General features: G+C 58.8%; 21 protein-coding genes and 3 pseudogenes. 9 read left to right on the plus strand and 15 right to left on the minus strand.

The features are described from left to right. Positions 1-59: 59 nt before the first annotated feature. From KUO17_RS20765 to KUO17_RS20780, 4 genes are all read right to left on the minus strand, one after another. Positions 60-1,388: a dicarboxylate/amino acid:cation symporter gene (locus tag KUO17_RS20765; protein WP_217977384.1), complete on the minus strand. Its 1,329-nt coding sequence runs from the start codon at positions 1,386-1,388 to the stop codon at positions 60-62. Positions 1,389-1,682: 294 nt separating this feature from the next. Further along, positions 1,683-3,029, minus strand: coding sequence for an ATP-binding protein (locus tag KUO17_RS20770; protein WP_217977385.1), 1,347 nt, complete (start codon positions 3,027-3,029; stop codon positions 1,683-1,685). Continuing rightward, a complete protein-coding gene (locus KUO17_RS20775) occupies positions 3,026-3,703 on the minus strand; it encodes a response regulator (protein ID WP_217977386.1) in 678 nt (225 codons plus the stop codon). The genes KUO17_RS20770 and KUO17_RS20775 overlap by 4 nt, the downstream gene beginning before the upstream one ends. Positions 3,704-3,813: 110 nt before the next feature. After that, positions 3,814-4,416, minus strand: coding sequence for a hypothetical protein (locus KUO17_RS20780; protein ID WP_217977387.1), 603 nt, complete (start codon positions 4,414-4,416; stop codon positions 3,814-3,816). A 134-nt stretch (positions 4,417-4,550) separates the two neighbouring features. Between KUO17_RS20780 and KUO17_RS20785 the strand changes: the two genes are divergently transcribed. Together KUO17_RS20785 and KUO17_RS20790 are read left to right on the plus strand one after the other, a co-directional pair. Then, positions 4,551-5,342, plus strand: a complete 792-nt coding sequence (locus KUO17_RS20785; protein ID WP_217977388.1) for a dienelactone hydrolase family protein — start codon at positions 4,551-4,553, stop codon at positions 5,340-5,342. 161 nt (positions 5,343-5,503) lie between these two features. Next, positions 5,504-6,205 (plus strand): 4'-phosphopantetheinyl transferase family protein, encoded by a 702-nt coding sequence (locus KUO17_RS20790; protein WP_217977389.1) that lies wholly within the window; start codon positions 5,504-5,506, stop codon positions 6,203-6,205. A 9-nt stretch (positions 6,206-6,214) separates the two neighbouring features. Here KUO17_RS20790 and KUO17_RS20795 read toward each other — a convergent pair whose 3' ends face one another. Genes KUO17_RS20795 through KUO17_RS20805 form a run of 3 tightly spaced genes read right to left on the minus strand, consistent with a single transcriptional unit; the run spans position 6,215 to position 9,058 of the window. Then, positions 6,215-6,730 (minus strand): (2Fe-2S)-binding protein, encoded by a 516-nt coding sequence (locus tag KUO17_RS20795; RefSeq protein WP_217977390.1) that lies wholly within the window; start codon positions 6,728-6,730, stop codon positions 6,215-6,217. Continuing rightward, positions 6,711-8,336, minus strand: a complete 1,626-nt coding sequence (locus KUO17_RS20800; RefSeq protein ID WP_217977391.1) for an ATP-binding protein — start codon at positions 8,334-8,336, stop codon at positions 6,711-6,713. The genes KUO17_RS20795 and KUO17_RS20800 overlap by 20 nt, the downstream gene beginning before the upstream one ends. Next, positions 8,333-9,058: a response regulator gene (locus tag KUO17_RS20805; RefSeq protein ID WP_217977392.1), complete on the minus strand. Its 726-nt coding sequence runs from the start codon at positions 9,056-9,058 to the stop codon at positions 8,333-8,335. Before KUO17_RS20805 ends, KUO17_RS20800 begins: the two co-directional genes overlap by 4 nt. 726 nt (positions 9,059-9,784) lie before the next feature. Between KUO17_RS20805 and KUO17_RS20810 the strand changes: the two genes are divergently transcribed. Together KUO17_RS20810 and KUO17_RS20815 are read left to right on the plus strand one after the other, a co-directional pair. Further along, on the plus strand, positions 9,785-12,664 hold the full coding sequence (locus tag KUO17_RS20810) for a ribonucleoside-diphosphate reductase subunit alpha (protein WP_217977393.1): 2,880 nt from the start codon (positions 9,785-9,787) through the stop codon (positions 12,662-12,664). A 229-nt stretch (positions 12,665-12,893) separates the two neighbouring features. Beyond that, positions 12,894-14,141 (plus strand): ribonucleotide-diphosphate reductase subunit beta, encoded by a 1,248-nt coding sequence (locus tag KUO17_RS20815; protein WP_217977394.1) that lies wholly within the window; start codon positions 12,894-12,896, stop codon positions 14,139-14,141. Between the two features lie 179 nt (positions 14,142-14,320). On the opposite strand, the pseudogene KUO17_RS26980 reads toward KUO17_RS20815, so the two are convergent. The 3 genes and pseudogenes from KUO17_RS26980 to KUO17_RS20825 form a co-directional block, all read right to left on the minus strand. Next, positions 14,321-14,401 (minus strand): annotated as a pseudogene (locus KUO17_RS26980) (arsenate reductase/protein-tyrosine-phosphatase family protein); the annotation flags it as partial. Positions 14,402-14,481: 80 nt separating this feature from the next. Beyond that, positions 14,482-15,051 (minus strand): UPF0149 family protein, encoded by a 570-nt coding sequence (locus tag KUO17_RS20820; RefSeq protein WP_255263704.1) that lies wholly within the window; start codon positions 15,049-15,051, stop codon positions 14,482-14,484. 165 nt (positions 15,052-15,216) lie between these two features. After that, positions 15,217-15,495 carry a helix-turn-helix domain-containing protein gene (locus KUO17_RS20825; RefSeq protein WP_082421369.1) on the minus strand — a complete coding sequence of 93 codons (279 nt, stop codon included), beginning with the start codon at positions 15,493-15,495 and terminating at the stop codon, positions 15,217-15,219. Between the two features lie 142 nt (positions 15,496-15,637). Here KUO17_RS20825 and KUO17_RS20830 point away from each other — a divergent pair, with 142 nt between their 5' ends. From KUO17_RS20830 to KUO17_RS20845, 4 genes are all read left to right on the plus strand, one after another. Then, positions 15,638-16,147, plus strand: a complete 510-nt coding sequence (locus tag KUO17_RS20830; RefSeq protein ID WP_217977396.1) for a hypothetical protein — start codon at positions 15,638-15,640, stop codon at positions 16,145-16,147. A gap of 665 nt (positions 16,148-16,812) precedes the next feature. Then, a complete protein-coding gene (locus KUO17_RS20835) occupies positions 16,813-18,066 on the plus strand; it encodes a nucleotidyltransferase domain-containing protein (RefSeq protein WP_217977397.1) in 1,254 nt (417 codons plus the stop codon). Then, complete coding sequence (locus tag KUO17_RS20840) at positions 18,050-19,837, plus strand: ThiF family adenylyltransferase (RefSeq protein ID WP_217977398.1); 1,788 nt, start codon at positions 18,050-18,052, stop codon at positions 19,835-19,837. Before KUO17_RS20835 ends, KUO17_RS20840 begins: the two co-directional genes overlap by 17 nt. 71 nt (positions 19,838-19,908) lie before the next feature. Continuing rightward, entirely contained in the window at positions 19,909-20,316 is a 408-nt protein-coding gene (locus tag KUO17_RS20845; protein ID WP_279840515.1) for a Mov34/MPN/PAD-1 family protein, read from the plus strand. On the opposite strand, the gene KUO17_RS20850 is transcribed toward KUO17_RS20845, so the two are convergent. The 3 genes and pseudogenes from KUO17_RS20850 to KUO17_RS20860 all read right to left on the minus strand — a co-directional run bounded on the left by KUO17_RS20850 (position 20,317) and on the right by KUO17_RS20860 (position 21,690). After that, complete coding sequence (locus tag KUO17_RS20850) at positions 20,317-20,868, minus strand: 3'-5' exonuclease (RefSeq protein WP_100782174.1); 552 nt, start codon at positions 20,866-20,868, stop codon at positions 20,317-20,319. 105 nt (positions 20,869-20,973) lie between these two features. Next, complete coding sequence (locus KUO17_RS20855; RefSeq protein ID WP_217977400.1) at positions 20,974-21,177, minus strand: AbrB/MazE/SpoVT family DNA-binding domain-containing protein; 204 nt, start codon at positions 21,175-21,177, stop codon at positions 20,974-20,976. A 153-nt stretch (positions 21,178-21,330) separates the two neighbouring features. Continuing rightward, positions 21,331-21,690 (minus strand): annotated as a pseudogene (locus tag KUO17_RS20860) (histone-like nucleoid-structuring protein, MvaT/MvaU family). 278 nt (positions 21,691-21,968) lie between these two features. On the opposite strand from KUO17_RS20860, the gene KUO17_RS20865 reads away from it, so the two are divergent. Continuing rightward, complete coding sequence (locus tag KUO17_RS20865) at positions 21,969-23,087, plus strand: SAVED domain-containing protein (RefSeq protein WP_217977401.1); 1,119 nt, start codon at positions 21,969-21,971, stop codon at positions 23,085-23,087. Between the two features lie 277 nt (positions 23,088-23,364). Here the strand turns inward: KUO17_RS20865 and KUO17_RS20870 are convergent, their stop codons facing one another. Beyond that, positions 23,365-24,003: a hypothetical protein gene (locus tag KUO17_RS20870; RefSeq protein WP_182408372.1), complete on the minus strand. Its 639-nt coding sequence runs from the start codon at positions 24,001-24,003 to the stop codon at positions 23,365-23,367. A gap of 263 nt (positions 24,004-24,266) precedes the next feature. Continuing rightward, a pseudogene (locus KUO17_RS26785) lies at positions 24,267-24,430 on the minus strand (IS481 family transposase); the annotation flags it as partial.

The following is a 24,430-nucleotide window of genomic DNA, read 5'->3' on the forward strand; positions in this document are numbered from 1 at the left end:
AGCACAGCAGGCACAAAAAAGCCCATCCGAAGATGGGCTTTTGGCGTTACAGGCTAACCTCAGCTCTGGCGCACAGCACCTTCGGCCACGCCCAGGTCATCGGTAGGACGGGTATCGATCAGCGGCGCACCACCGGAAGCCAGCTCCGATTGCAGCTTGTCTTCGTCCAGCTCGTTGACCCACTTGGCAACCACGACGGTGGCAACCGCGTTACCGATCAGGTTGGTCAGGGCACGCGCTTCGGACATGAAGCGGTCGATACCCAGGATCAGCGCCAGGCCGGCAACCGGCAGGTGGCCTACGGCCGACAGGGTCGCGGCCAATACGATGAAGCCGCTACCGGTCACGCCAGCAGCACCTTTGGAAGCCACCAGCAGCACCAGCAGCAGGGTGATCTGGTGGCCGATGTCCATCGGCGTGTCGGTGGCCTGGGCGATGAACACCGCAGCCATGGTCAGGTAGATCGAGGTACCGTCCAGGTTGAACGAGTAGCCGGTAGGAATCACCAGGCCGACGACCGATTTCTTCGCACCCAGGCGCTCCATCTTGGCCAGCATGCGTGGCAGGGCCGACTCGGACGAGGAAGTACCCAGCACGATCATCAGCTCTTCACGGATGTAGCGGATCAGCTTGAGCACGCTGAAGCCGTGCGCACGGGCGATACCGCCCAGAATGACCAGGATGAACAGCAGGCAGGTGATGTAGAAGCAGGCCATCAGGTAGCCCAGCTGCACCAGCGAACCCACGCCGTACTGGCCGATGGTGAAGGCCATGGCACCGAAGGCACCGACCGGCGCCAGCTTCATGATCATGTTGATGATGTTGAACATGACGTGCGCGAAGCGATCGATCAGGTCCAGCAGCGGCTTGCCGTAGGCACCCAGGCGGTGCAGGGCGAAACCGAAGATCACCGAGAACATCAGCACTTGCAGGATGTCGCCGTTGGCGAACGCGCCGACCACGGTGTTAGGGATGATGTTGAGCAGGAAGCCGATGGTGGTCTGCTGCGCGCCGGCGGCGGCATAGGCAGCCACGCTGCTGGCGTTGAGGGTGGTCACGTCGATGTGCATGCCGGCACCCGGCTTGACCACGTTGACCACGACCAGGCCGATGACCAGGGCGATGGTCGAGACGATTTCGAAGTACAGCAGCGCGTAGCCGCCGGTCTTGCCGACCGACTTCATGCTTTGCATGCCGGCGATGCCGCTGACTACCGTACAGAAGATGATCGGGGCAATGACCATCTTGATCAGTTTGACGAACCCGTCGCCCAGTGGCTTGAGCGCCACGCCGGTTTCCGGATAGAAGTGACCCAGCAAGATACCGATGGTGATGGCTACGATCACCTGGATATACAGCGATTTGTACAGCGGCTGACGCGTCGTCATGGCTATTTCCTCAATGTACCGACCCCATCCTTCCCAGGAGGTGAGCGGTACCTAAAGCGCGAACCCTCCTGCACTGGAGGGATTTGTTTTGTCGAGCTGCGTGGCAGAACTCTGCTGAGTCAATAGCAAGCCTGATGCCAGAATGCGCTGTAGCAGTGCAAAGCCTGTATTCATGGGGATTTTTTGCACGCTTGGACAGCAAGCCTGGCGTGCCGGTTGGCGGATTTCCGCCCAGAGTCGAAATATCGGGCAATAGAATGGCGGTAATCCGCCCACTGCCAGGCTTGGCGATACTCAGTCGAGTGGGAAGCGAATGCGAAAGGCCGCGCCGCCCAGCGGCGAGTCATCCAGGGTGAGGTGGGCGTCGTAGCTTTCGATGATGTCCTTGACCACGGCCAGGCCGATGCCCTGGCCAGGGTACTGGCGGTCCAGGCGCTCGCCGCGCTGGAGGATGCGTTCGCGCTGACCAGGCGGCACACCGGGGCCGTCGTCTTCGACGCACAGTTCCAGCACAGCGTCGCTGACATGCAGACTGATGCGGACCTGACCCAGGCACAGGCGGTAAGCGTTTTCCAGCAGATTGCCGAGCAGTTCCAGCAAGGCGCCCTGCTCCATCGGCACCAGCGCCTGCTCGGGCACCGCGTACGTCACCTGCACCTGTTTGTCGCGGTAGACCTTGGCCAACGTGCTGCACAGGCTGTCGAGCAACGGACGCAGCGCCACCCGGTGACGCACCAGGCCGCTCTTGCGCAGGCTGGCGCGCTGCAACTGGTAGTCGATCTGCTGGCTCATGCGTTCGATCTGGCTTTGCAGCACCCTGGCCTGCTCGCGTTCGGTATCGCGCTGGGCCATGCTTTCGCTGACCCCTTGCAACACGGCCAGGGGCGTTTTCAGGCTGTGGGCCAGGTCGTCCAGCGAGTCGCGGTAACGCCCGCGCTGTTCGCGTTCGCTGCGCAGCAGGCGGTTGAGCGAGCCGGTCAGACGCAGCAACTCACGGGGGTGCTCGGCGCTCAGGCCTTCGCGGGCGCCCGACTCGACCTCGTCCAGCTCCACACTCATGCGCCGCAATGAACGCAACCCCCAGGTGAGGCCGGCCCAGAGCAGCAGCAGCAAGGCCAGCAAGGCTGCGCCAAAGCCCAGGTAGAGCTTTTCCTGCAGGCCATTGAGGGTCTGCTGGTACTCGCGCACCGGCTGCAGGGCGACAATGCTGAACGCCGCGCTCTTGCCGCCCAGCAACTTGACCTCGACGTCGTAGACGAAGAACTCCTCGCCATGGTCCTGGCGGATACGTGCGAACTCGTTGCCGCGCCCGTCATAGCGCGGGGTGTAGTTGATGTTCTCTTCGGCGGTGGCCCGCGAGCGCCACACCAGGTTGCCCTGGCGATCATAGATATAGCCAAGCAGGCGGCTGTCGGGCAGGTTGAATTTCTCGTCCGGCAGCAACACCGGCATCTGCAGCCGGCCGCCCTCGATGCGCGCCGCCGAGATCAGCGTGGTCACGTCCGAGGCCAGGCGCTTCTCGATGGACTCCTGCAGTGCCAGGCTGAAGGCCTTCTGCAGCGCCGGCAGCAGCGCCAGCATGAACAGCAGCGCCAGTACCGCCGCGGCCAGCATCAGGCGCAGGCGCAGCGAACGAATCATCGGCAGCGCTCGGTGAACAGGTAGCCCAGGCCGCGCACGGTGTCGATCGGCTTGAAGCCGTTGTCGCCCTCAAGCTTGCGCCGCAGGCGCCCGACCAGCACCTCGATGACATTCGGGTCACGCTCGCCGTCGTCGGGGTAGAGCTGCTCCATCAATCGGTCCTTGGCCACCACCTGCTGGTGATGACGCATCAGGTACTCCAGGATGCGGTACTCATACGCCGTCAGGCCCAGGGGTTGCTCGTCAAGCAATGCCTGCTTGCGGTTCAGGTCCAGGCGCAGCGGGCCGGCAATGATGGTCGACTGGGTAAACCCGCTGGAACGACGCAACAGCGCGTTCAGGCGCGCCTCCAGCTCTTCGAACTGGAACGGCTTGACCACGTAGTCGTCGGCGCCCGCCGCCAGCCCCTCGACCTTGTCCTGCCAGTTGCCGCGGGCGGTGAGGATCAGGATGGGAAAGGTCTTGTCCTGGCTGCGCAACTGGCGGATCAGGTCGAGGCCGCTCATGCCCGGCAGGCCCAGGTCGACGATGGCCAGGTCGTGATGGAACTGTTCGGCCTGGTACAACGCCTCCTCGGCGTTGGCCACCGCTTGCACCACGTGCCCGGTTTCGCTCAGACGGGTGTGCAGGTGATGACGCAACAGGGCTTCATCCTCGACCACCAGCAGTTTCATACGCTCCTCCCCAACCAGGCCCGGCCGGCCTGGCCGGGCATCACGCCGCATGGCGGCAGAATAACAGCGAACCGGCCGCAATGCGGGCCGGTTCGGGTGATGCGCGCCACTCAGAACAGGTAGTTGGCCGACAGGTAGGTTTGCGCACTGCTTTTCAGGCGCAGAGCACCCAGCTTGGCACCGTCATGCTCGGACAGCTCGGTGGTGGCGTTGCTGCGCAGGTAACGGTAGCCCAGCTCGACCGAGGCGTTGTCGCTGACCTGCTGCAACAGGCCGGCCTGCAGGCCGTAGGCATACCCGGTGTCGGTGTCACGGCTGTAGCCGGAAGATTCCTGGCTGAGCTTGGTCACGCCCAGGCTGGCGCCACCGAAGGCCTTGGTGCTGCTGCCCAGCGGGTAGAACACATCGTAGCTGCCCAGCAGGTTTTCCTGGCGCATCTTCAGGCCGCTGTGGTTGTTGGAGACGTTGTCGTAGGTGAGGTAGTAACGGCCCTGGTCGTTCTGCTGGCCGAGGCGTGCACCCCAGGTGCCATCCTTGCTGATGATGCCGTCGGTGTTGAGGTGGTCGACGTTGCTGCCAAGCAGGCCGGACTTCTTGATCTTGTCACTGGTCTGGCCGTAGGTGAGGCCGGCGAAGGTGGTATCGGCGGCCTGGGCCAGGGAGCTGGCACCCAGCACGGTCATGGCAATCAGCAGGGTATTGAGGCTTTTCATACGTGTGTACTCCAGAGTGATGCGCGGTGTTGGTGTGGAAGCTAGAGTAAGCAGGGCGCCCTGAACCGCCGCTGAATGCCACCTGAACACCGGCTGAACGACACGCACAACCTGGAAAACAAGGAGAATCGACCATGCGTTACTTGCTCGCACTTGCCCTGATCGGCGCTACGGGGCTTGCCCAGGCTGCCGTGCAGACCCGCGAAATCGCTTACCAGGACGCCGACGGCAAGCGCCTGGTGGGCTACTACGCCTATGACGATGCCGTTGAGGGCCAACGCCCGGGCGTGGTGGTGGTGCATGAGTGGTGGGGGCTGAACGACTATGCCAAGCGCCGCGCGCGCGACCTCGCCGGCCTGGGTTACAGCGCCCTGGCCATCGACATGTATGGCGACGGCAAGCAGACCGAGCACCCGGCCGATGCCGGCAAGTTCATGCAGGCGGCACTCAAGGACCCCAAGGCAGCCGCCGCACGTTTCGATGCCGGGGTCGAGTTGCTGAAGATCCAGCCGCAGACCGACGCCGAAAAGATCGCCGCGATCGGCTACTGCTTCGGCGGCAAGGTAGTGCTGGATGCCGCGCGCCGGGGTGAAGCGCTGGCGGGGGTGGCGAGCTTTCATGGGGCGCTGGTCACCGACACCCCGGCAACGCTCAACAGCGTGAAGACGCCAGTGCTGGTGGAGCATGGGACCAACGACAGCATGGTCACGCCCGAGCAGGTGGCCGCGTTCAAGCAGGAGATGGACAAGGCGGGCGCCAACTATCAGTTCGTCAGCATCGAGGGGGCCAAGCACGGCTTTACCAACCCGGATGCCGACCGCTTGAGCCATGGCGAGCATGGTGGGCCGGATATCGGGTACAACAAGGCGGCGGATGAACGCTCGTGGGCTGATTTGCAGGCGTTCCTGAAGAAGGTGTTCGACTGAAGGCCCTCTTCGCTGGCAAGCCAGCTCCCACAGGCTCTGCGCTGCCTTTGATAGCACGCTGTACCTGTGGGAGCTGGCTTGCCAGCGAAGAGGCCAGTACGGTCAACGCAAAACGCCAGCACCACTGGCACCTGCGCCACACCCCCGGCACAATAACGCCCATGAACCGACTCCCGCTCTGCTGCGCCCCGCTCCAGCACCATTGGCCCCTGCCCCACCCGGTCCCCGGTGCGGTGCTGGTCAGTTGCGCCTTCGACCCGGCCAACCTCGCCGCCGACGACTTCCAGCGCGCCGCCATCGAACAGACCCCAAGCCTGCAACGCTCGGTGGCCAAGCGCCAGGCCGAGTACCTGGCCGGCCGCGTGTGCGCCCGCACCGCCCTGCAACGCCTGGACGGGCGCGATTACCTGCCCGCCACCGGCGACGACCGTGCACCGATCTGGCCAACCGGCATCAGCGGCTCGATCACCCATGGCAAAGGCTGGGCCGCCGCGGTGGTGGCCCACGCCAGCGACTGCCAGGGCCTGGGCCTGGATCAGGAAAACCTGCTGGGCGACGAGCGTGCCGAGCGCCTGGCGGGCGAAATACTCACCGCCGCAGAGCTCGAGCGCATGGACCGCAGCCAGCTCAGCCTGACCGCCACCCTGACCTTCTCGCTCAAGGAAAGCCTGTTCAAGGCGCTGTACCCGATCGCGCTCAAGCGCTTCTATTTCGAGCACGCCGAAATCATCGAATGGTCCAGCGACGGCAGCGCACGCCTGCGCCTGCTCACCGACCTGTCGGCACAGTGGCACCACGGCCGCGAGATCAGCGGCCAGTTCAGTGTGCAAGGTGATCAGCTGCTGAGCCTGGTCAGCGTCTGAACCCCGCGCTCAGAGCGGGCAGTGCTCGCAGTGCCCGACCCACGCCACCTTGTAGCTCAGGCAACAGGTGCGCCTGACACGTCGCCCCTGAGCGTCGTGGCGCACCGCGGCATATAGAGGATTGCCCGGGGTTTCCAACAGCTGGCGTACCACCGGCTGCTCGCCGGCCAATTGCTCGAGGCAGTCACCGGCATTGCCCCACAGCACCGCCGCCGGCACATCACCGAGCGTTGCCAGTCGAGCAACCACCCAGGGCAGGTGCTGCTCCAGCACCTCGGCCACGCCAGCCCCCATCACCTGGGCCGATACCGCAACAGGCAGCCCACGCCCGTCCAGCGCCAGCGTGGCCGCCAGCAGCGGCGCCTGCCCCGCCAGCGCCTCGCGCCACAGCAGGCTGAAATAGTACTTGGACCATTGCGATACCAGCACCGGCCGTTGCGCCGGCATCAACTGGGGCCCATACAGCCCCAGCAGCAGCGCGTCGAAGCGCTGCGCGGTGAGCAGCTCAGCCAGCGTCAGTGTCATCGCCGTGCCCCTGTGCAGGCTGGCGCGGCCAGCTCAGGCTGAAACAGGCGCCGCCCAGGCGTTCGCTCTGGCCGATCAGGGCGCGCCCGGCATGCCAGTAGATGATCCGCCGCACGATCGACAACCCCAGGCCGTGACCGCCCGAGGCACGGGTGCGGCTGTCATCGAGCCGGGTGAACGGCGTGAAGATACGGTCCCAGGCCGCTTGCGGCACGCCGGGGCCGTCGTCCTCGACATCGATGCGACAGCGCTGGGTGCCCAACTGATAGCTCAGGCTGACCTGCGATTCGGCATGGCGCATGGCGTTGCTCACCAGGTTCTGCAGGGCGCGGTGCAGGTAACGCGGCTCGGCCTCCACCCAGGCCCCCTGCTCACCGACCTGGCACGGCCCGCGCAGCACGCGCACCTCGCGGCGCAGCGGCGCCAGCTCGGCGATCACCTGGTCGAGCAAGGCATCCAGGTCGACGCGCTGGAAATTCAGCGCCGGCGCGCCTTGCTCCAGGCGCGCATAGGTGAGCATCTCGTCCACCAGCCGGTCGAGGTCCTGGATATCGTTGTCCATGCCCAGCAGGTATTTTTCACGGGCCTGTTCGCTGCTGGCGCTTTCGATCATCTCCAGCCCGAAGCGCAGGCGCGCCACCGGCGTGCGCAGCTCATGGGACACCGCCCGCACCAGCTCGCGCTGCATGGTCAAGGATTGCTGAAGGTGCTCGGCCATATGGTTGAAGGCCGCCGCCAGGCGCCCTACCGAGTCGGCGTCATCGGCCGCCACGCGCACCTCCAGGCTGCCCTGGGCGATCTGCGTGGCCGCCACCTCCAGCCCCGACAGGCGCCGCTCCAGCTGGCGCACCAGCAGGTACACGATCAGGCCGATCAGGCACAGCCCCAGCGCGGCGATCAACACCAGCAACTGCGGCGGGTAAGGGTTCATCTGGTACAGCGGGCCGATTTCCAGCACCCAGGGCGTGGCGACCATGCCGGCAAACACACGAATCGAATCACCGTCCTTGCCCAGTGCCATCACCGTGTCGCCCTCGTCGACCCGGCGGCGCTGGTCATCGTCCATGTCGGTCTGGTCGAGGCTGAGCAGGCGCAGGTCGAACCCGAAGCCCTTGCTCTGCTTGAGTTCGGCCAGGCGCCGCGGCTGCTCGCCGACCGGGTAACGCACCAGCTCGTCGGCCAGCAGATAGATGGTGGCGCGGGCCAGTTGCTCGCTGATCTGCTGCACCTCGCCGGTCAGCAGCAGGTTGTGCCCGCGGACCTGGCGCAGTACCCGCGCCGCATGCGGCCCGGTGCGTTCTACCAGCACCTGGCCACGTTGCAGGCGGGTACGCTGGCCGCCCTCAAGGCCGGCCTGCTCGACCGGCTCCAGCGCCAGCGGAATCCCCAGCAGGCGCTCCCACATCGCCAGGGCGCGGGTACGCTCCACCTCGCTCATGGGTGCCAGGTTGTCGGCCATCAGGGTAAAGGTGCCGTGGGCCAGGCGTTCGCGGTATTGCTCGGCGCGCACCTCGTTGAGCAGGTGCAGGCTGAGCACCCCGAGTACCGCCACCAGCACCAGGGCGGCAAGCATGCCGCCATAGATACGCAGGAAGATCGAGTTCATTCCGCCTGGCCCAGGGCGACGGCGGCTTCGGCGACGAACAGGTAGCCCTTGCTGCGCACCGTCTTGATCATGCGCGGGTGGATCGGGTCGTCGCCGATCTTGGGGCGGATACGCGAAATGCGCACGTCGATGGAGCGGTCCTGGCCGTCGTAGCCCACGCCGCGCAGGGAAGTGAAGATCTCCTCGCGCGACAGGATGCGCCCGGCGTTACTCACCAGCAGCCATAAAAGGTCGAACTCGGCACTGGTCAGCTCGATACCGGCGCTGCCCAGCCAGGCTTCGCGCAGCGTGTTGTCGACGCGCAACGGGCCGAACTGCAGGCTCTGGCGCTCGGCGCCCGGTGCGGGTGCCTCGCTGCGGCGCAGCAACGCGTTGATGCGCGCCAGCAACAGGCGCGGACGCACCGGCTTGCACACATAGTCGTCGGCGCCCAGGTCCAGCCCCTGCACCTGATCCAGCTCGTCGCTGCGCGCGGTCAGCATGAGGATCACCCCGGGGTACTGCGCGCGCACCTTGCGGCAGATGCTCAGGCCATCCTCGCCAGGCAGCATCAGGTCGAGGATCACCAGCGCCGGCTGCTCGGCGATGATGCGCGCCGCCGCCCTGGCACCGTCGCCCTCCACCGCCACCTCGAAGCCGTTGGCCTGCAGGTAGTCACGGGTCAGCTCGGCTAGACGCTCATCATCCTCGACGATCAACACCTGACTGCTGGACGGCTCCACGGGGCACCTCGCTGGGCTTTTTATAATGTGGGGGCAGCCCTTCGACAAAGGGCAACATGGGCCCGCGATACTACCACTGCCAGGCGCCGGAAAAAGCCGCGCCAATTCGGCTGGACAAGTGCGTTTTTTGTGATAGGGTTCGCGCCCTTAAAAATGCCCCTGCGACGTGCTGACCGGGCAAAAAAAAGAGTGACCAACGGTGGAATGGCGGTGAGACGCGGCCTACAAGGCTTTGCCCCAAATCACTCACAATCTACACACATGTTATCCACAGGGGGCTGCCTTGCAATACCCCCGATACCGCATTATCTTGTATCCCCAGCGCGACAAAACACTACATGTTGGGTTTTGACGAAAAAACCCAAGCACAAGTCGAGCAAACAACTCAAGCCTTGCACAACGCTTTTTTTGCTTGAACTTTGATCCAGATTCGCAGCCAAACCGCTCCTGCGGAGGCGACCGATGCAAACCCGCCACGGGTCTTGTTTCGGGTACGGGTGTTGCAGGTTCAACCCCGTCAGCAACCGTTTTTGGGCCGCGGCCCAGGACCTTTGACTTCGGCCAGGGAGCGGCAAGCGATTGCCCCTTTTTCCTGATCTGTCCGAAGCCGGTACACCCTGCCCAGCCAGGCGCGTGATGCGTTGGCGGGCCAGTGCTCGAGCTTTCGGACGGAACGGTGGATGCCCACAAGGCATCTGAACAAACATAGAGAACGTGGAGACACCCATGCAAACCGACACAACTCGCGAGAACCCGCAGGCCCTGGCGCCGCAGGCCGATTCGAACCAGGATCTGGCTGCTACCGCTCCGGGCCAACTGCGCGTGATCAAGCGTAACGGCACTGTCGTCGCCTACACCGACGACAAGATCACCGTGGCCATCACCAAAGCGTTCCTCGCAGTTGAAGGCGGCACTGCCGCCGCCTCGTCGCGCATCCACGACACCGTCGCCCGCCTGACCGAACAGGTCACCGCCACCTTCAAGCGTCGCATGCCGTCGGGCGGCACCATCCACATCGAAGAGATCCAGGACCAGGTCGAACTGGCCCTGATGCGTGCCGGCGAGCAGAAAGTGGCCCGCGACTACGTGATCTACCGTGACCAGCGTGCCAAGGAACGTGCCACCCGCACCAACGAAGACGCCTCGGTACAACCGCACCCGAGCATCCGCATCAGCCTGGCCGACGGCAGCTTCGCGCCGCTGGACATGAACCGCCTGAACACCATCATCACCGAGGCCTGCGAAGGCCTGGCCGAAGTCGATGGCGAACTGATCCAGCGCGAAACCCTGAAGAACCTGTACGACGGCGTGGCCATCAAGGACGTCAACACTGCCCTGGTGATGACCGCCCGTACCCTGGTAGAGCGCGAGCCGAACTACTCGTTCGTGACCGCCCGCCTGCTGATGGACACCCTGCGTGCCGAAGGCCTGAGCTTCCTGGAAGTCGCCGACAGCGCCACCCACCACGAAATGGCCGACCTGTACGCCAAGGCGCTGCCGGCCTACGTCGCCAAGGGCGTGCAGTTCGAACTGCTGAACCCGGCACTGGCCGACTTCGACCTGGAGCGTCTGGGCAAGGCGATCAACCACGAGCGCGACCAGCAGTTCACCTACCTGGGCCTGCAAACCCTGTACGACCGCTACTTCATCCACAAGGATGGCGTGCGCTTCGAACTGCCGCAGGTGTTCTTCATGCGTGTGGCCATGGGCCTGGCGCTGGAAGAAAGCGACAAGGAAGCCCGTGCGATCGAGTTCTACAACCTGTTGTCGTCGTTCGACTACATGGCCTCGACCCCGACCCTGTTCAACGCCGGCACCCTGCGCCCGCAGCTGTCGAGCTGCTACCTGACCACCGTGCCGGACGATCTGTCGGGCATCTACCACGCGATCCACGACAACGCCATGCTGTCCAAGTTCGCCGGTGGCCTGGGCAACGACTGGACCCCTGTGCGTGCACTGGGCTCCTACATCAAGGGTACCAACGGCAAGTCCCAGGGCGTCGTACCCTTCCTGAAAGTGGTCAACGACACCGCCGTTGCGGTCAACCAGGGCGGCAAGCGCAAGGGCGCGGTCTGCGCCTACCTGGAAACCTGGCACCTGGATATCGAAGAATTCATCGAGCTGCGCAAGAACACCGGTGATGACCGTCGTCGTACCCACGACATGAACACCGCCAACTGGATCCCTGACCTGTTCATGAAGCGTGTCTTCGATGACGGCAAGTGGACCCTGTTCTCGCCGAACGAAGTGCCAGACCTGCACGACCTGACCGGCAAGGCCTTCGAAGAGCGCTACGAGTACTACGAAGCGCTGACCGAGTACAACAAGATCAAGGTATTCAAGACCGTCCAGGCCAAAGACCTGTGGCGCAAGATGCTGTCGATGCTGTTCGAGACCGGCCACCCATGGCTGACCTTCAAGGACCCGTGCAACCTGCGCTCGCCGCAGCAGCACGTGGGCGTGGTGCACAGCTCGAACCTGTGCACCGAGATCACCCTGAACACCAACAAGGACGAGATCGCGGTCTGCAACCTGGGCTCGATCAACCTGCCGAACCACATCAATGATGGCAAGCTCGATACCGCCAAGCTGCAACGCACCGTCAACACCGCCGTGCGCATGCTCGACAACGTGATCGACATCAACTACTACTCGGTGCCGCAGGCGCGCAACTCGAACCTCAAGCACCGCCCTGTGGGCCTGGGCATCATGGGCTTCCAGGACGCACTGTACCTGCAGCACATCCCGTACGGTTCGGACGCTGCCGTCGAGTTCGCCGACAAGTCGATGGAAGCGGTCAGCTACTACGCGATCCAGGCGTCCTGCGACCTGGCCGACGAGCGCGGTGCCTACGAGACGTTCCAGGGTTCGCTGTGGTCCAAGGGCATCCTGCCGCTGGATTCGCAACAGATCCTGATCGAGCAACGTGGCCAGAAGTACATCGACGTCGACCTGAACGAATCCCTGGACTGGGCACCGGTTCGTGCCCGTGTGCAGAAAGGCATTCGCAACTCGAACATCATGGCCATCGCGCCGACCGCGACCATTGCCAACATCACGGGCGTGTCGCAGTCGATCGAGCCGACCTACCAGAACCTGTACGTGAAATCGAACCTGTCGGGCGAATTCACCGTGATCAACCCGTACCTGGTCCACGACCTGAAGGCCCGTGGCCTGTGGGACTCGGTCATGATCAACGACCTGAAGTACTACGATGGTTCGGTGCAGCAGATCGAGCGTATCCCGCAAGAGCTCAAAGACCTGTACGCCACCGCGTTCGAAGTCGAGACCAAGTGGATCGTCGACGCGGCCAGCCGTCGTCAGAAGTGGATCGACCAGGCGCAGTCGCTGAACCTGTACATTGCAGGTGCTTCGGGCAAGAAGCTGGACGTGACCTACCGCATGGCCTGGTACCGTGGCCTGAAAACCACCTACTACCTCCGTGCCCTGGCCGCGACCAGCACCGAGAAGTCGACCATCAGCACCGGCAAGCTGAACGCCGTGTCCAGCGGTGGCGACAGTGCGCCGGTGCAGGCTGCCCCGGCGCCAGCGCCAGTGCCTAAAGCCTGTGCGATCGACGAGCCGGACTGCGAAGCCTGCCAATAAGGCCTGATGGCGCCGCTCCCCTGTGGGAGCTGGCTTGCCAGCGAAGGGGCCGGTGAAACCACCGGCCCTTTTGCACAATCCCCGGGTCGGGCTACCCCGACCTCCCCGAGGGGCTGAGCCCCCGGAAGCATTCCAAGATTTTGCGTGCACAGCAGTACCCTAACCGCGAGCAGCGCAACCAAGATCCAACCGGCCATACTCTTTATGGCCCTCAAGCAGGAGACCCATCATGCTGAGCTGGGACGAATTCGAAAACGAAGACGGCGAAGTCGCCGCCAAAGGTCAAACCGCCTCTCAAGCGGCTGAAGCGGGCATCGACAAGCTCGACAGCGCTGGCGGTGTTGCCGCGCAGGAAGCCCGTGTAGTGACCGCTGCCGACTCCGACGCGGTCAAGCGCGCCAAGGCGGCCCTGGACGACCTCGACATCGCCGAAGGCCTGGCCGAGCTGGAAGGCTCTGCTGCCCGTGTAGCGGTTGACGAAAAGCGCATGATCAACTGCCGCGCCGACCTCAACCAGCTGGTCCCGTTCAAGTACGACTGGGCCTGGCAGAAGTACCTGGATGGCTGTGCCAACCACTGGATGCCGCAAGAGGTCAACATGACCGCGGACATCGCCCTGTGGAAGACCCCGGAAGGCCTGACCGACGACGAGCGTCGCATCGTCATGCGCAACCTGGGCTTCTTCTCCACCGCCGACTCGCTGGTTGCCAACAACCTGGCGCTGGCCGTGTACCGCCTGATCACCAACCCGGAGTGTCGCCAGTACATCCTGCGCCAGGCGTTCGAAGAGGCGATCCACACCCACGCGTACCAGTACTGCATCGAATCGCTGGGCATGGATGAAGGCGAGATCTTCAACATGTACCACGAGATCCCTTCGGTCGCGAAAAAGGCCGCCTGGGGCCTGCGCTACACCCGTGCCATCTCGGACCCGGAGTTCGACACCGGCACCGTCGAGACCGACAAGGAGCTGCTGCGCAACCTGATCGCCTACTACTGCGTACTGGAAGGCATCTTCTTCTACTGCGGCTTCACCCAGATCCTGTCGATGGGCCGTCGCAACAAGATGACCGGCGTTGCCGAGCAGTTCCAGTACATCCTGCGTGACGAGTCGATGCACCTGAACTTCGGTATCGACGTGATCAACCAGATCAAGATCGAAAACCCGCACCTGTGGGATGCCGAGATGAAGGAAGAGGCCTCGCAGATGATCCTGCAGGGTACCCAGCTGGAGATCGAATACGCCCGTGACACCATGCCGCGCGGCGTGCTGGGCATGAACGCGGCGATGATGGAGGACTACCTCAAGTTCATCGCCAACCGTCGCCTGTCGCAGATCGGCCTGAAGGAAGAGTACCCAGGTACCACCAACCCGTTCCCATGGATGAGCGAGATCATGGACTTGAAGAAAGAGAAGAACTTCTTCGAGACGCGGGTTATTGAATACCAGACGGGCGGGGCGTTGAGCTGGGATTGATGTCCCGGTTTTATGCTGCGAAAGGAGGCTGCCGGAAGGCAGCCTTTTTTATGCCCGACTTTTTCTCAGGCGTTGAAGTTTTGCTTACCTTGCGGGTTATCTCTCCCTGCGCGATGGATCAGAGCCGTTTTCGTGCTTCTTTAGCGATTTTCCAGCCAAAGCAGATCCTTCAACATCACTGGCCAGTCAGCAAATACCTGCTCAGCCGTGGGGCTGCGCAGGCGGTTCTGGGTACACACGAACAGTACGTGCAGGGTCATCGATAACCTGTGATTGCAACGGGATTGGTGCTGCCCTGCAGCCCTTAGCCGGCCTTGCCGGCGAAAAGGGTCGCTGAAGATCAAGCGCGCTGCGAATCGAAAAACCCATACAACGCCCGCAAACCGATCACGATCGCCTCGATCGAGGCGTCATGCTGCTGCGGCTGCAAGGCTTCGACCTGGTCGATGTTGTCCTCCAGCCCATGCAGCGCGATCGCCTCCAGGTGCGCCGCCTGCACGGGCGGCAACGCCGGCCAACGCGCTACCTGCACGCCACGCAGGTAGCCGAAGCACCATTCATCGACCACCATCTGCGGCTCAGGCTCGGACTCATCTTCAAGAAACAACGGTTCGAAGTCATCACACGCTTCGCTCAACTCGCCCGCCACGTTGTTCATGTAACGCATCAACAACGCCGAGAAGGCCTCGGCCTCGGCTTCGGCCGACTTCTTGAAGCGTGGCTCGCGGCCACCGGTCACCTCGAGCAACCATTCGTTAGGCGTGAGCCGCACCGGTGAACTGGCCAGCGCCACCAGAAAGCCATCCAGCTCGGACAGCGTCAGGATGGCTTCACCATTGCCGTACTTGAGCAGAAAACCATCAAGCCGGTTCATTTCCTTATCATTCAAAGGCTGTAAAAACGCAGTCATGGCAAAGCCTCAAGGCGAAATCCTGCAACAACACCCTTATTTTTCAGCGAGAACCGAACAAATTTCAAGTTTTCCGAATTCTCGCACCAAATAAGCGCATGAAATGAAAAAAGCCACCTGAACCGCAAAGGCCAAGGTGGCTTTTTCGTATAAGCCGAAGAACGGCTAAACCCCTACCCGCTTCAGCGCTCTGATTTCATCCCGGATTTTTGCCAGAAGCTCGTCCACATCGCCCTCCTGACCGACCTGCATCAAGACAATCAGGGTCGCAGGATTCACTCCTAGTCGCTCCGCAAATTCTTCCATTTTTTCGATCGTTGGACTGCGAATGCCACGCTCAATTGTGGAAACGAAGGATTGGCTCGCCCCCAGCTGCTCTTGTGCGATCTCCTTTCGTACCCGCACCTCCTTAAGCGCGGAGCCAAAAGCCAACTTGCGTTCCATCTTGTTACCCACAAAAGGAACGATAAAGCCCTGATGTGGACTCAAACGCTATGCTGCATACAGCATATATGAGAAAATTCGTTGTACTCCTAAATAATCAGTACGACCCACTCCGTCTCCGTTTCGATTGAGGTTTCAAGCCGTGTTTGTTTCAGATCCCCAGGAAGAGGTCATCACTCTTATAGGCAAGGTTGACCCCAGCCACAAGAGTTGGCCTAGAGTTGATACTAGCGAAACATTCTTCCAGGTTCATACTAAGCAACAAGGGGACCCCAAGCTCACCTTCGGCGTAATATTGCTGGCGACCCCGCGGGCGCTCCTGGATTTTCTGGAATGCTGTCAACGGGATGAGCAAATACGAATTGTACAAATTATTATATCAACCCCTCCTCATGCTAACCGGTCTAGGAAATGGCGCACCGAGGCACTCGCCAAACTTGAGGTAGGCTTCGATGACAACGAAGTACCAAACTCGATCATCTACCACACGATTGACGAAACCTATTATGAGGATCGTGTGTACGGAAAGCGTAGAAACCAAGGTCAACCAGCATTAAAAACAGTATACAAAGCGCGCGCAAGACGCTCGCCAACGCAAGAAAAAATTAACAAGCTGCAGCCACTCGCTAGCAAAAGCGTTGTCCAATGCTAAAACGTACAACGCTTGAAATCATTTTCAGACCTCGCGCTAATTTTGCTCGCGCACGGGCCACGCTCTCCCCACTAGGCCGTTGAGTTTTTTTCAACATGAGAATCACTTATACAGCATTAAGCAGATCAAGCAGGCAATCCGGGTGCGACATATTAAGTCGCACCACACCCCTAAAATTCAGTTACAAGTTACGAATTGAAAACACTATATTTTGCTTCAAAAGCAAAATTAGATGAAACGATTCATCAAAGTTTATCTTCTTTGACTTCCAATTGGATCCATGATCAAATCTGGTCTAGATAGAATATCCACACCCGCTCTTCGGCCTGTGCGGTGAGGATCAAACATTCAGCAAATCGATGTCAAAAAATCGCCGTCAATTCGGCAGCAAAAAAAACGGTGCAAGCTCTAGTCTTGGACAACTTTCACCGCGCACTTCTGTGAGCACCCTTAGGGATTTCATCCTACGGCCGCGCGCATTATTTATCAGCTAAAAATTTACAACCTGCAACCCTACCATCTTCATTGCCGGTACATCTAAAGAGATTGGTTCTGGCAGCGCCGGAGCAGCAGGAAGCATATGCGTTATACACGCGAAAGAATGGAGCTATTAGACCATTCCAGCGCCTTATGACCTTGGGCCACACTTCTGACGAGACTCGACCATGATTACAAAAGATGAATCAACCAGGCGCAGTAGCTGGGAACGCCTACTTCTGCGCGCTGCTAGCAGCATCTCTTTGACTGCCAGCCAATACAAGGTGATTGAGGATCGCTACTCACAGCTGCAGAGTATCCTCTCGGCCTCCAAAGACCCTTTGCTTGAGGGTGCGCATATCTTCCCTCAGGGTTCAATGCGCCTTAAGACTACGATCAATCCAGTCAAAGATGCCCCCAAAGATCTCGGCACGATCGATGCTGATGCCATCGTCTGGCTACCCAATGCCGGTGATGCAGATGCCGACACGGTTCTAGCAGCTATAGAACAGCGCTTCCGTGAAGGCAGCCGAGTGCAATCGGATATTGTCCAGCTGCGCCGAGGAATCCGTATCGAGTACGCAGACGAAAACCCTGGATTCCACATTGACATCACACCTGCGCGTGCGGTGCAGGGGAATAATGAGAGTAACGGTCAAGGAAAACTTGAAGTACCTGACCGTGTCACAGGCTGGAAGGCCAGTAGCCCAATCCCGTATGCCGACTGGCTACATAGCGCTTCGGAGCAAAAAATCTCGCTGGAGCTCCTCAAGAGCTTTGTGGCCAATGAGAGTCGAGCCATGGACTCTGCCACACAAGAGCCCCTTCCCTCGTATCAGGAGTACGACAAGCTCGATCCTTTGCGAGCCACCATCAAACTGCTTAAACGGCACCGCGATGAATGGGCAATTGAAACGCGAAATGAGGATTACCGCCCTATTTCTGCCGTGATCACCACCTTGGCAACTCATGCCTACCTCAAGGTGGTAAAAGAGTCACATCACACTCCACTGACCCCGATCGATGCGATCCTCAAGATTGTGGAAAAAATACCTGAGGAGATCAAAGTCTTTGCTGGGAAGTACTATGTGGTGAACCCTCGAGATCCCGGTGAAAACTTCGCGGAGAAATGGAATAGGCCTGACGAAGGACACAAATACTGCCAAGCCTTTGACAATTGGCATGCGAGTGCATTGGTTGCCTTTATGCTTGGCCTGCAGCCCCACGACAGCGCTGACTCATTCGCCAACGTCATGAGGCGAAGCTTCGGGATCGGCCAGAGTGTGATTACAGAGGTCAACAACGAAATTCCGGGGCACTGGACGATGGCTGGTCGAAAAGTTGGGACTACCAAAAACATCTTAGCCGCCACTGCAATCTTTGGCAGCTCGAGCCACGCCACTCCACAAACGAATGTGAAACCAGTTGAACGCCTCGGTTAAGCCCAACCTATCCCCGGCCGTGGAGCGTGGCATCGCCGCGCTTCGCGCATTTATAGGCGAGGAAGTTGCGACTACGATCCTTAGAACCACAGATCGGAAACAAGGCGAAGCCGCCAGCTTTCTGTTGCCTCTCCCACCCGACTACACCGGCATTGAAAGGCAGTTGCGCATAGCGTTTCCAAACCAGTTTCCATTGGTCTCGCTGAGGATCCAAGTCGAGCCGTCCCCCTGGCTCGCATGGCCGCATGCCACTAGATCCGGGCTCTGTCTGCACGGTTTCCGCGAAAGGCCAATTACGGGAGATCCGGAAACAGTGGTACAGGACTGCCTCGTACGGCTTGGGGCAATTCTTGAGTTTGTTCGAGCAGATGCAGATCCTGCATTGCGTGACACTGAATTCGAAAAAGAATTTACCTCGTATTGGAACATGCAGCTTGATATTTCTCCTCAAGATGTCTTGCTGCTGGAGAGGCCTAAGGCGGCATCAGAACTGTTTGCAACCAGCGACCCTCGCCCTGGCCGACGCACCCGTACCGCCTGGCTTGCACCGGATGTGCAATTACTCAGAACGCATATCAACCGTACGCTTGGGTTAAGCGCGAAAATCAAAGCACCAGCTGTCGCAGGCTTCTATCTGAAGTTGCTGACCTACCCCGATATCCAATGTCCAACTCCTGATCGCTTGCTGGAATGGCTGACACCGCACCTCAGCCCAGACGATAGCAAGCAATTCCTGGCCTGGTTCTCCGGAAAGGACTCACTGGCCAATCGGTGGCTTGTACTTGAGTTACCCGGCCCCACAGGAGCGCCTCTGTATTGCCTAGATGTCCGTTCTTACAGTAAACAACCAGACCATGGCCGCTGGTATGGCTTTCGCTCAGCTCGGCGATGGTCAGGCAAGAATCAGCCATCCCACTCGCCTGTTCTGGTGAGGGGCGCCATCCTCAATGTGTTAGATCGGGATGACATTCTTTCCCGCGACCTCAGCGGTACCGCCAAGAGCCTGGAAAAGTCCAAAGTAGTAATGGTCGGCGTTGGCTCGCTGGGGAGCACTGTTGCCTTACAACTGGCCCGCTCGGGCGTGGGAGAGCTCGTCCTCATCGACCCTGACATCCTAGAGTCTGCGAATCTGGGACGTCATGTACTAGGGGCCGACGATCTCGCTCAGTCAAAAGCGACTGCTCTTGCCGAAAAGATTACGCATGATCTGCCTACCGTTAAGGTCACGGCCTTCATGGACTTCGCTGAGCTCATGCTGCTCAAGATGCCGGAAATTTTCGACAATGCAGACATGGTGCTTGTCACCACTGCAGACTGGTCATCGGAGGTAGCCCTGTGGTTCCGCAAAGCGCAAGCCGCAGGCTGGAATCTCCTGCAAGCGTGGAGTGAGCCTCACTCGTTTGTTGGGCATGCGCTCTTAGCGCCACAGGGGCAGCATGATGGACGCCCCTTGTTCGATGACACTGGTAATTTCAACTTCAAGTACACCGAGTGGCCGAACGGTGGCGGGGTGGTTCCACTGCCGGCGTGTGGCCAAACCTTCATCCCTGGAGGCGCCTCAGGCATGGCCAACGTGGCGTCGATGGTTACCCAAGTAGCATTGCGGGGTCTTACCGGGCAGATCACCAAACCTGTGTGGACCACAAGTATCTATCGACCTCAGGACATTCCTACTCATGACGGCACTTACAGCGGGCCACCCTTAGCAGATGGAGTCCAACACATCGTGTTTGAACGTGATTGGCCAGATGCGGAGAGTGGTAAACAGTGAGTGCTATAGCGTGGGCATGGAAATGGCCTGGCATCGATGTTCGCTTGTCGGTTTCCCAAGCTGTTGCCGAAGTGCTTGATCAGTTCAGGCAACGAACGTGGAGAACTGAAAGAGGTGGTCAACTGTTTGTCGACTTGGCCAACCCCGCTGGTTTGATCATGAGCCTCGCCACACCGCCACATGCAAGAGACCGCGCTGGATGGTCCTGGCTGGAACTCGACGCTGACCGCTGCCGCAGGGAAATTGAATCGGCCAATGCACAAGGGCTTCGGCTTGTGGGGTATTGGCATACACATCCACAAACCGTTCCGGCGATTTCTCCCACAGATATAGCAAGCTTTTCTCGATTCGCAGCACGCTACGCGCAGGAACTACCTCACCCGATCGCAGTGATTGTAGGCCTATCCCCAGAACCCGACGGCATCAAGGCGTGGTTGTTCCGTGACGGGAAGTGCGTGGAAGCCGCCTTGGCCAACTGATCAGGGCAGCGCTGCCCTACGCTGCAGCATCAACTGGAAAAGCTCTGCCTGATAGCGCGCGTCATCCAGCGCATTATGCGTGGGAGATGACTGCGGTAGCAGATTTGCACTCATGTGCGATGATTTGGTCTGCTTCCAATCGAGATTGAAAGCCCCCATGTAATACGCCTTGATATCAAGTGCCGCAAACCCGAAGGGGTTCTCCCCCACATACTTATGAAAGTAATAATTGACAAACGACCAATCAAAAGGAGCGTTAAGACCGACAAATATAGCTCTTTGACCGGGCAGACTGACATTGGCCAGCCATTCCGCAAGCCTCTGCATCGCTTGTACGGGAACAATTCCTGTAACTGTCAATTCCTGCAGATCGAATCCCGTTACAGCCACCGCTTCAGGATCGTGCTTGGGGCTGTCTGGCTTTAGCTCCAGGTAGATAGCCTGATCTGGGCGCCCTACAACACACGCCCCAAGGGAGAGCATGCTGTACTCGCCAGGGATCGGGCCCGAAGCCTCGATATCTATAGAAATATAAAGTTCTTCAGTGCTCATTCCCTTACCTCCTGGATAGACAACTGGCGATCTGCAGTGTCGAATTCACTATGCTACTAGAACACAGGCTAGCAGCCGAGCATATTGGAATATGACAATAAGTATTTAAACGCCAAATAGCTCGTCCACGCGATCCGGAATTTTTGGCGTCTTTGAGAGCACCAAACAGCGACTGGTACCGACGAACTCTTCAATCAGATAGAGCGAATCCCCAACGTCAACGCCAAGCTCTTGCAAGGCTTGATCGGGTATGCGGACGACTCCGTCTCCATCCCAGTCTTCAATGGTTATTCTGAATCGAGTACTCATCGACGCTCCAAAATCCGCCATGCATAGAAAATCCCACAAGCCCCTTCCAGCTCAGCACCTGACTCGGTCAAGGCAGCACTCATTTGCCTGCCTTGAAGGGTCGGTGGCCGCCAATCTGGGCCACCTTGCTGGGAAACAGGATCAGTGAGCAACTCAAGAAAGCCAGGACTCTACGGTACCGGCACCGTACTGAGCTTTCCATTCTTTCAGTGTACGATGATTCCCACCCTTGGTTTCAACCACCTCTCCCGTGTGGGGGTTTTTGAAAACCTTTATTTGACGAGGTTTTCGAGCATTTTTGGCCGGCAGAACTGCTACTTCTGCGCGAGCGCTGGGGTCCAAAATCTGAATTACGTCGCGCAAGCTGTAACCATATTATCCCAACAAAGAACGCAGCTTTCCTTCAAATTCGATTTCTTGCTTAAGCGCGTTGTCATTTTTCAAGCTTTCCAGCTCGGCCAGCTGCGCCGCAAGCTTTTGCTCAAGGGCACGAAATTCAGCGAGTTTAGACATGATAAGAGCCTTTATCGGGTAAGTCCTATCATTCAATCATTAGCTTGCTTAGCATGTCAACCAGATGCCATCCCATTCAGGACCGGCGAAAAAACCAATCAAAATTTCACAAGAAATCGTACCGATGAAGACAGTTTGATATCATTCGTACCAGCACTTATAGCTTTTCCGAAGGAATGCTAATTTCCTATTAACTTCACTGCAATCAACCTCGATCAATTAACCATCTGCACTCAGTCGGTAGACTGCGGCAGCCATCCAGACGTAAGGATGTACTTATGCTTAAGGAAGAATTGCTAAATTGGGGAAGAAAGCTAGTCGACTGGTTTGTTCGCCCCAAAAATCTCGGTGTAACGCTGATCCGCAGTGGTGCTGTAGTGATAGGCCTCTCGCTTGCCGGCGGGATCGTCGGGCAAATTGTGTATAAAAGCGATTCGACACAGCTACAGGCCAGCGTAGACACCTCAGGAGGGCCTGCCACCTGGATCAGCCTGACTGCCTTCGGCGTTGGCGTACTCATGATTGTGGTTGGGATTTACCTCAACCTGCAGGACCGTCAGCAGTTGGCCCGCCAACGCGTCCTGACCCTTGAACAAAAAGGACTCTTCAAAATTGATAGCCCTTTGGACACCACGGTTAAGAACACCATTGGGGGTAACGTCGATACCATCCTCGTCGACATTCGCGAAGGGGTAACCGAGGGCCGAATCACCAATCCAGAGATCGCCCTGAAAAAGGTGGTAGACGGCAGAGGTGATCTGATCCGACGCCTTGATGGGCAGAATAAAAATGATATTGAGATCGTCTACGGCGGACTCATGGCCGTGCCTTTCACTTTTTTGACTGGATGCCTGCTCGATGACGAAGGAGGCAGAATTAAGGTCTTTGACTGGGACCGCCTAGGAGGCGGCCAATGGCGCTTGATTCAGAGCGGCGTTGACGACAATCAAAGACTGCAAACTGTGTCTGCCATCACCGGCAGCGTAAAAGAAGTGGTCTTAGCCCTTTCGATTTCTTATCCGGTAGACGAGGCTGGCATCGCAACCACCTTCCCAGAATTGCCCGTTGTACACATGAAAATGGACGATCTGTCCTCCAATGCCCACTGGTCTATTGAAAAGCAAAGCGCGGTGGCAGAACAATTTCTGCAAGCTCTCAAAGGGCTGTCAGCCAGAGGGGTTAAGACAATTCACCTGATCATCGCCGCACCAAACAGTGTGGTATTCAATCTGGGGCGTATCTATGATCGAAGACTGCTACCTTCGGCCATTGTCTATCAATACGAACGGTCATCCAGTCCGGCCTTCCCCTGGGGCGTTGCTCTTCCCTCTCACGCGCAGGATGAGCCCTCAATTTCTAGACACGAGGCGAAACAAGCGGCAGTGCCACTTTCTTAAACTGCCCGGATGATACACCGAAATATTGTTGCCCGGCTGGCACACGGATCCACGCATACGCAGCCAGCCCTCTACATCACGACATCACCCGTGGCCACAGGGAGGTGGCTACAGCACCAGTGAGCATCCTCAAACCAAATCCTTTTTGTCGGCTGGCTTAATGTCAAGGCGGTTGAGCGTGCGCTGAGCAGCACGAGCATCACGGCCACGGCATGTTGAACGATTAATGGCTCATCACGTATTTATTTCTGAGGAGCACGTTGCTTTACGAGATAGCTTAAGATGAGTAGACACCCTCTTTTTTTGCATGAACGGACACACTCCCCTCCAAAAAGCTCATTATTGCCCCCTCAAGCTGGGTGATGTAATTACGCGCAAAAGCCTCCAACTCATCATCATAATTATCTGGAGACTTGAGCAATTTGGCGCGAGCCAAAAAATTCAAACTACCGAAATAGGCCCTAGCAATTATCAATCCCAAATTGCGCTGAGCGCTCTCCAGATTGAACGCATCTTTCTTCAAGATGAATTTGCAGTTCAGGTAATCTTCACTATAGTCCGATCCAATTTTTACAGGTACCACTAAAGACGACCCATGAAAATTCCGCCATATATTCTTGGATTTCTCAACGATAAGTTCCTTTGCCGACTTACTTTTTTTGCGGCAGGGTGCGACCCCTACGCTACCTGAAAGCTGCATGAGGATTTGATAAATTGTAGGTCCAAAGCCGGCGGTAGCAACAACGTTTTCTATATGCCAAACTGTATCAAATCTCTTGAAGACAATAGCGGCCAATATATCGCCTTCAGAACTCAGCAGGGCCAGCATTGGGTAGTATGAACTTCCAGCTTTCTCAGGATGAAAGCCCTCCCTTTTAAAATAAAGACCAAGCCCATCAATATTGCGAATAGCCATGAAAGCGTCCTAGCACTGAAAAAGGGTTTGCATAGTACCTCATCTCAAGTCGCAACACTTCGTCGTCCAGTAAATTTAGGCGCTATCTTACAAAAAGGGATTCCACACCTGCGTGACGTCCCTCACAGCCAACCAGCCTTTCGTGTGTGATCTGCTGCCCGACTCATCAACTTTGCATAGCAAAGCATAAGTGATAAATCCGCCCACTATCGATCCGTTTAACCTTCATAGCCAGCTCGCCTAGATGATCACCGGCTGAGCGACTAGGTGTGAGGTCCTGGAATGAGTTGGTGCGGATTAATAGAGAATCGCTCTGGATTTTTCGTCCAGGCCTCAAATACCAAGTTGAAGGGAGTGCGCCATCTCAAGGACTCGAGGTGTCTGGCGAAGTTGTAAGCCATCACGAAGGTAAGCGTCCGCCGAAGTC

The organism is Pseudomonas aegrilactucae (assembly GCF_019168305.1).
In the GTDB taxonomy this organism is placed as follows: domain Bacteria; phylum Pseudomonadota; class Gammaproteobacteria; order Pseudomonadales; family Pseudomonadaceae; genus Aquipseudomonas; species Aquipseudomonas aegrilactucae.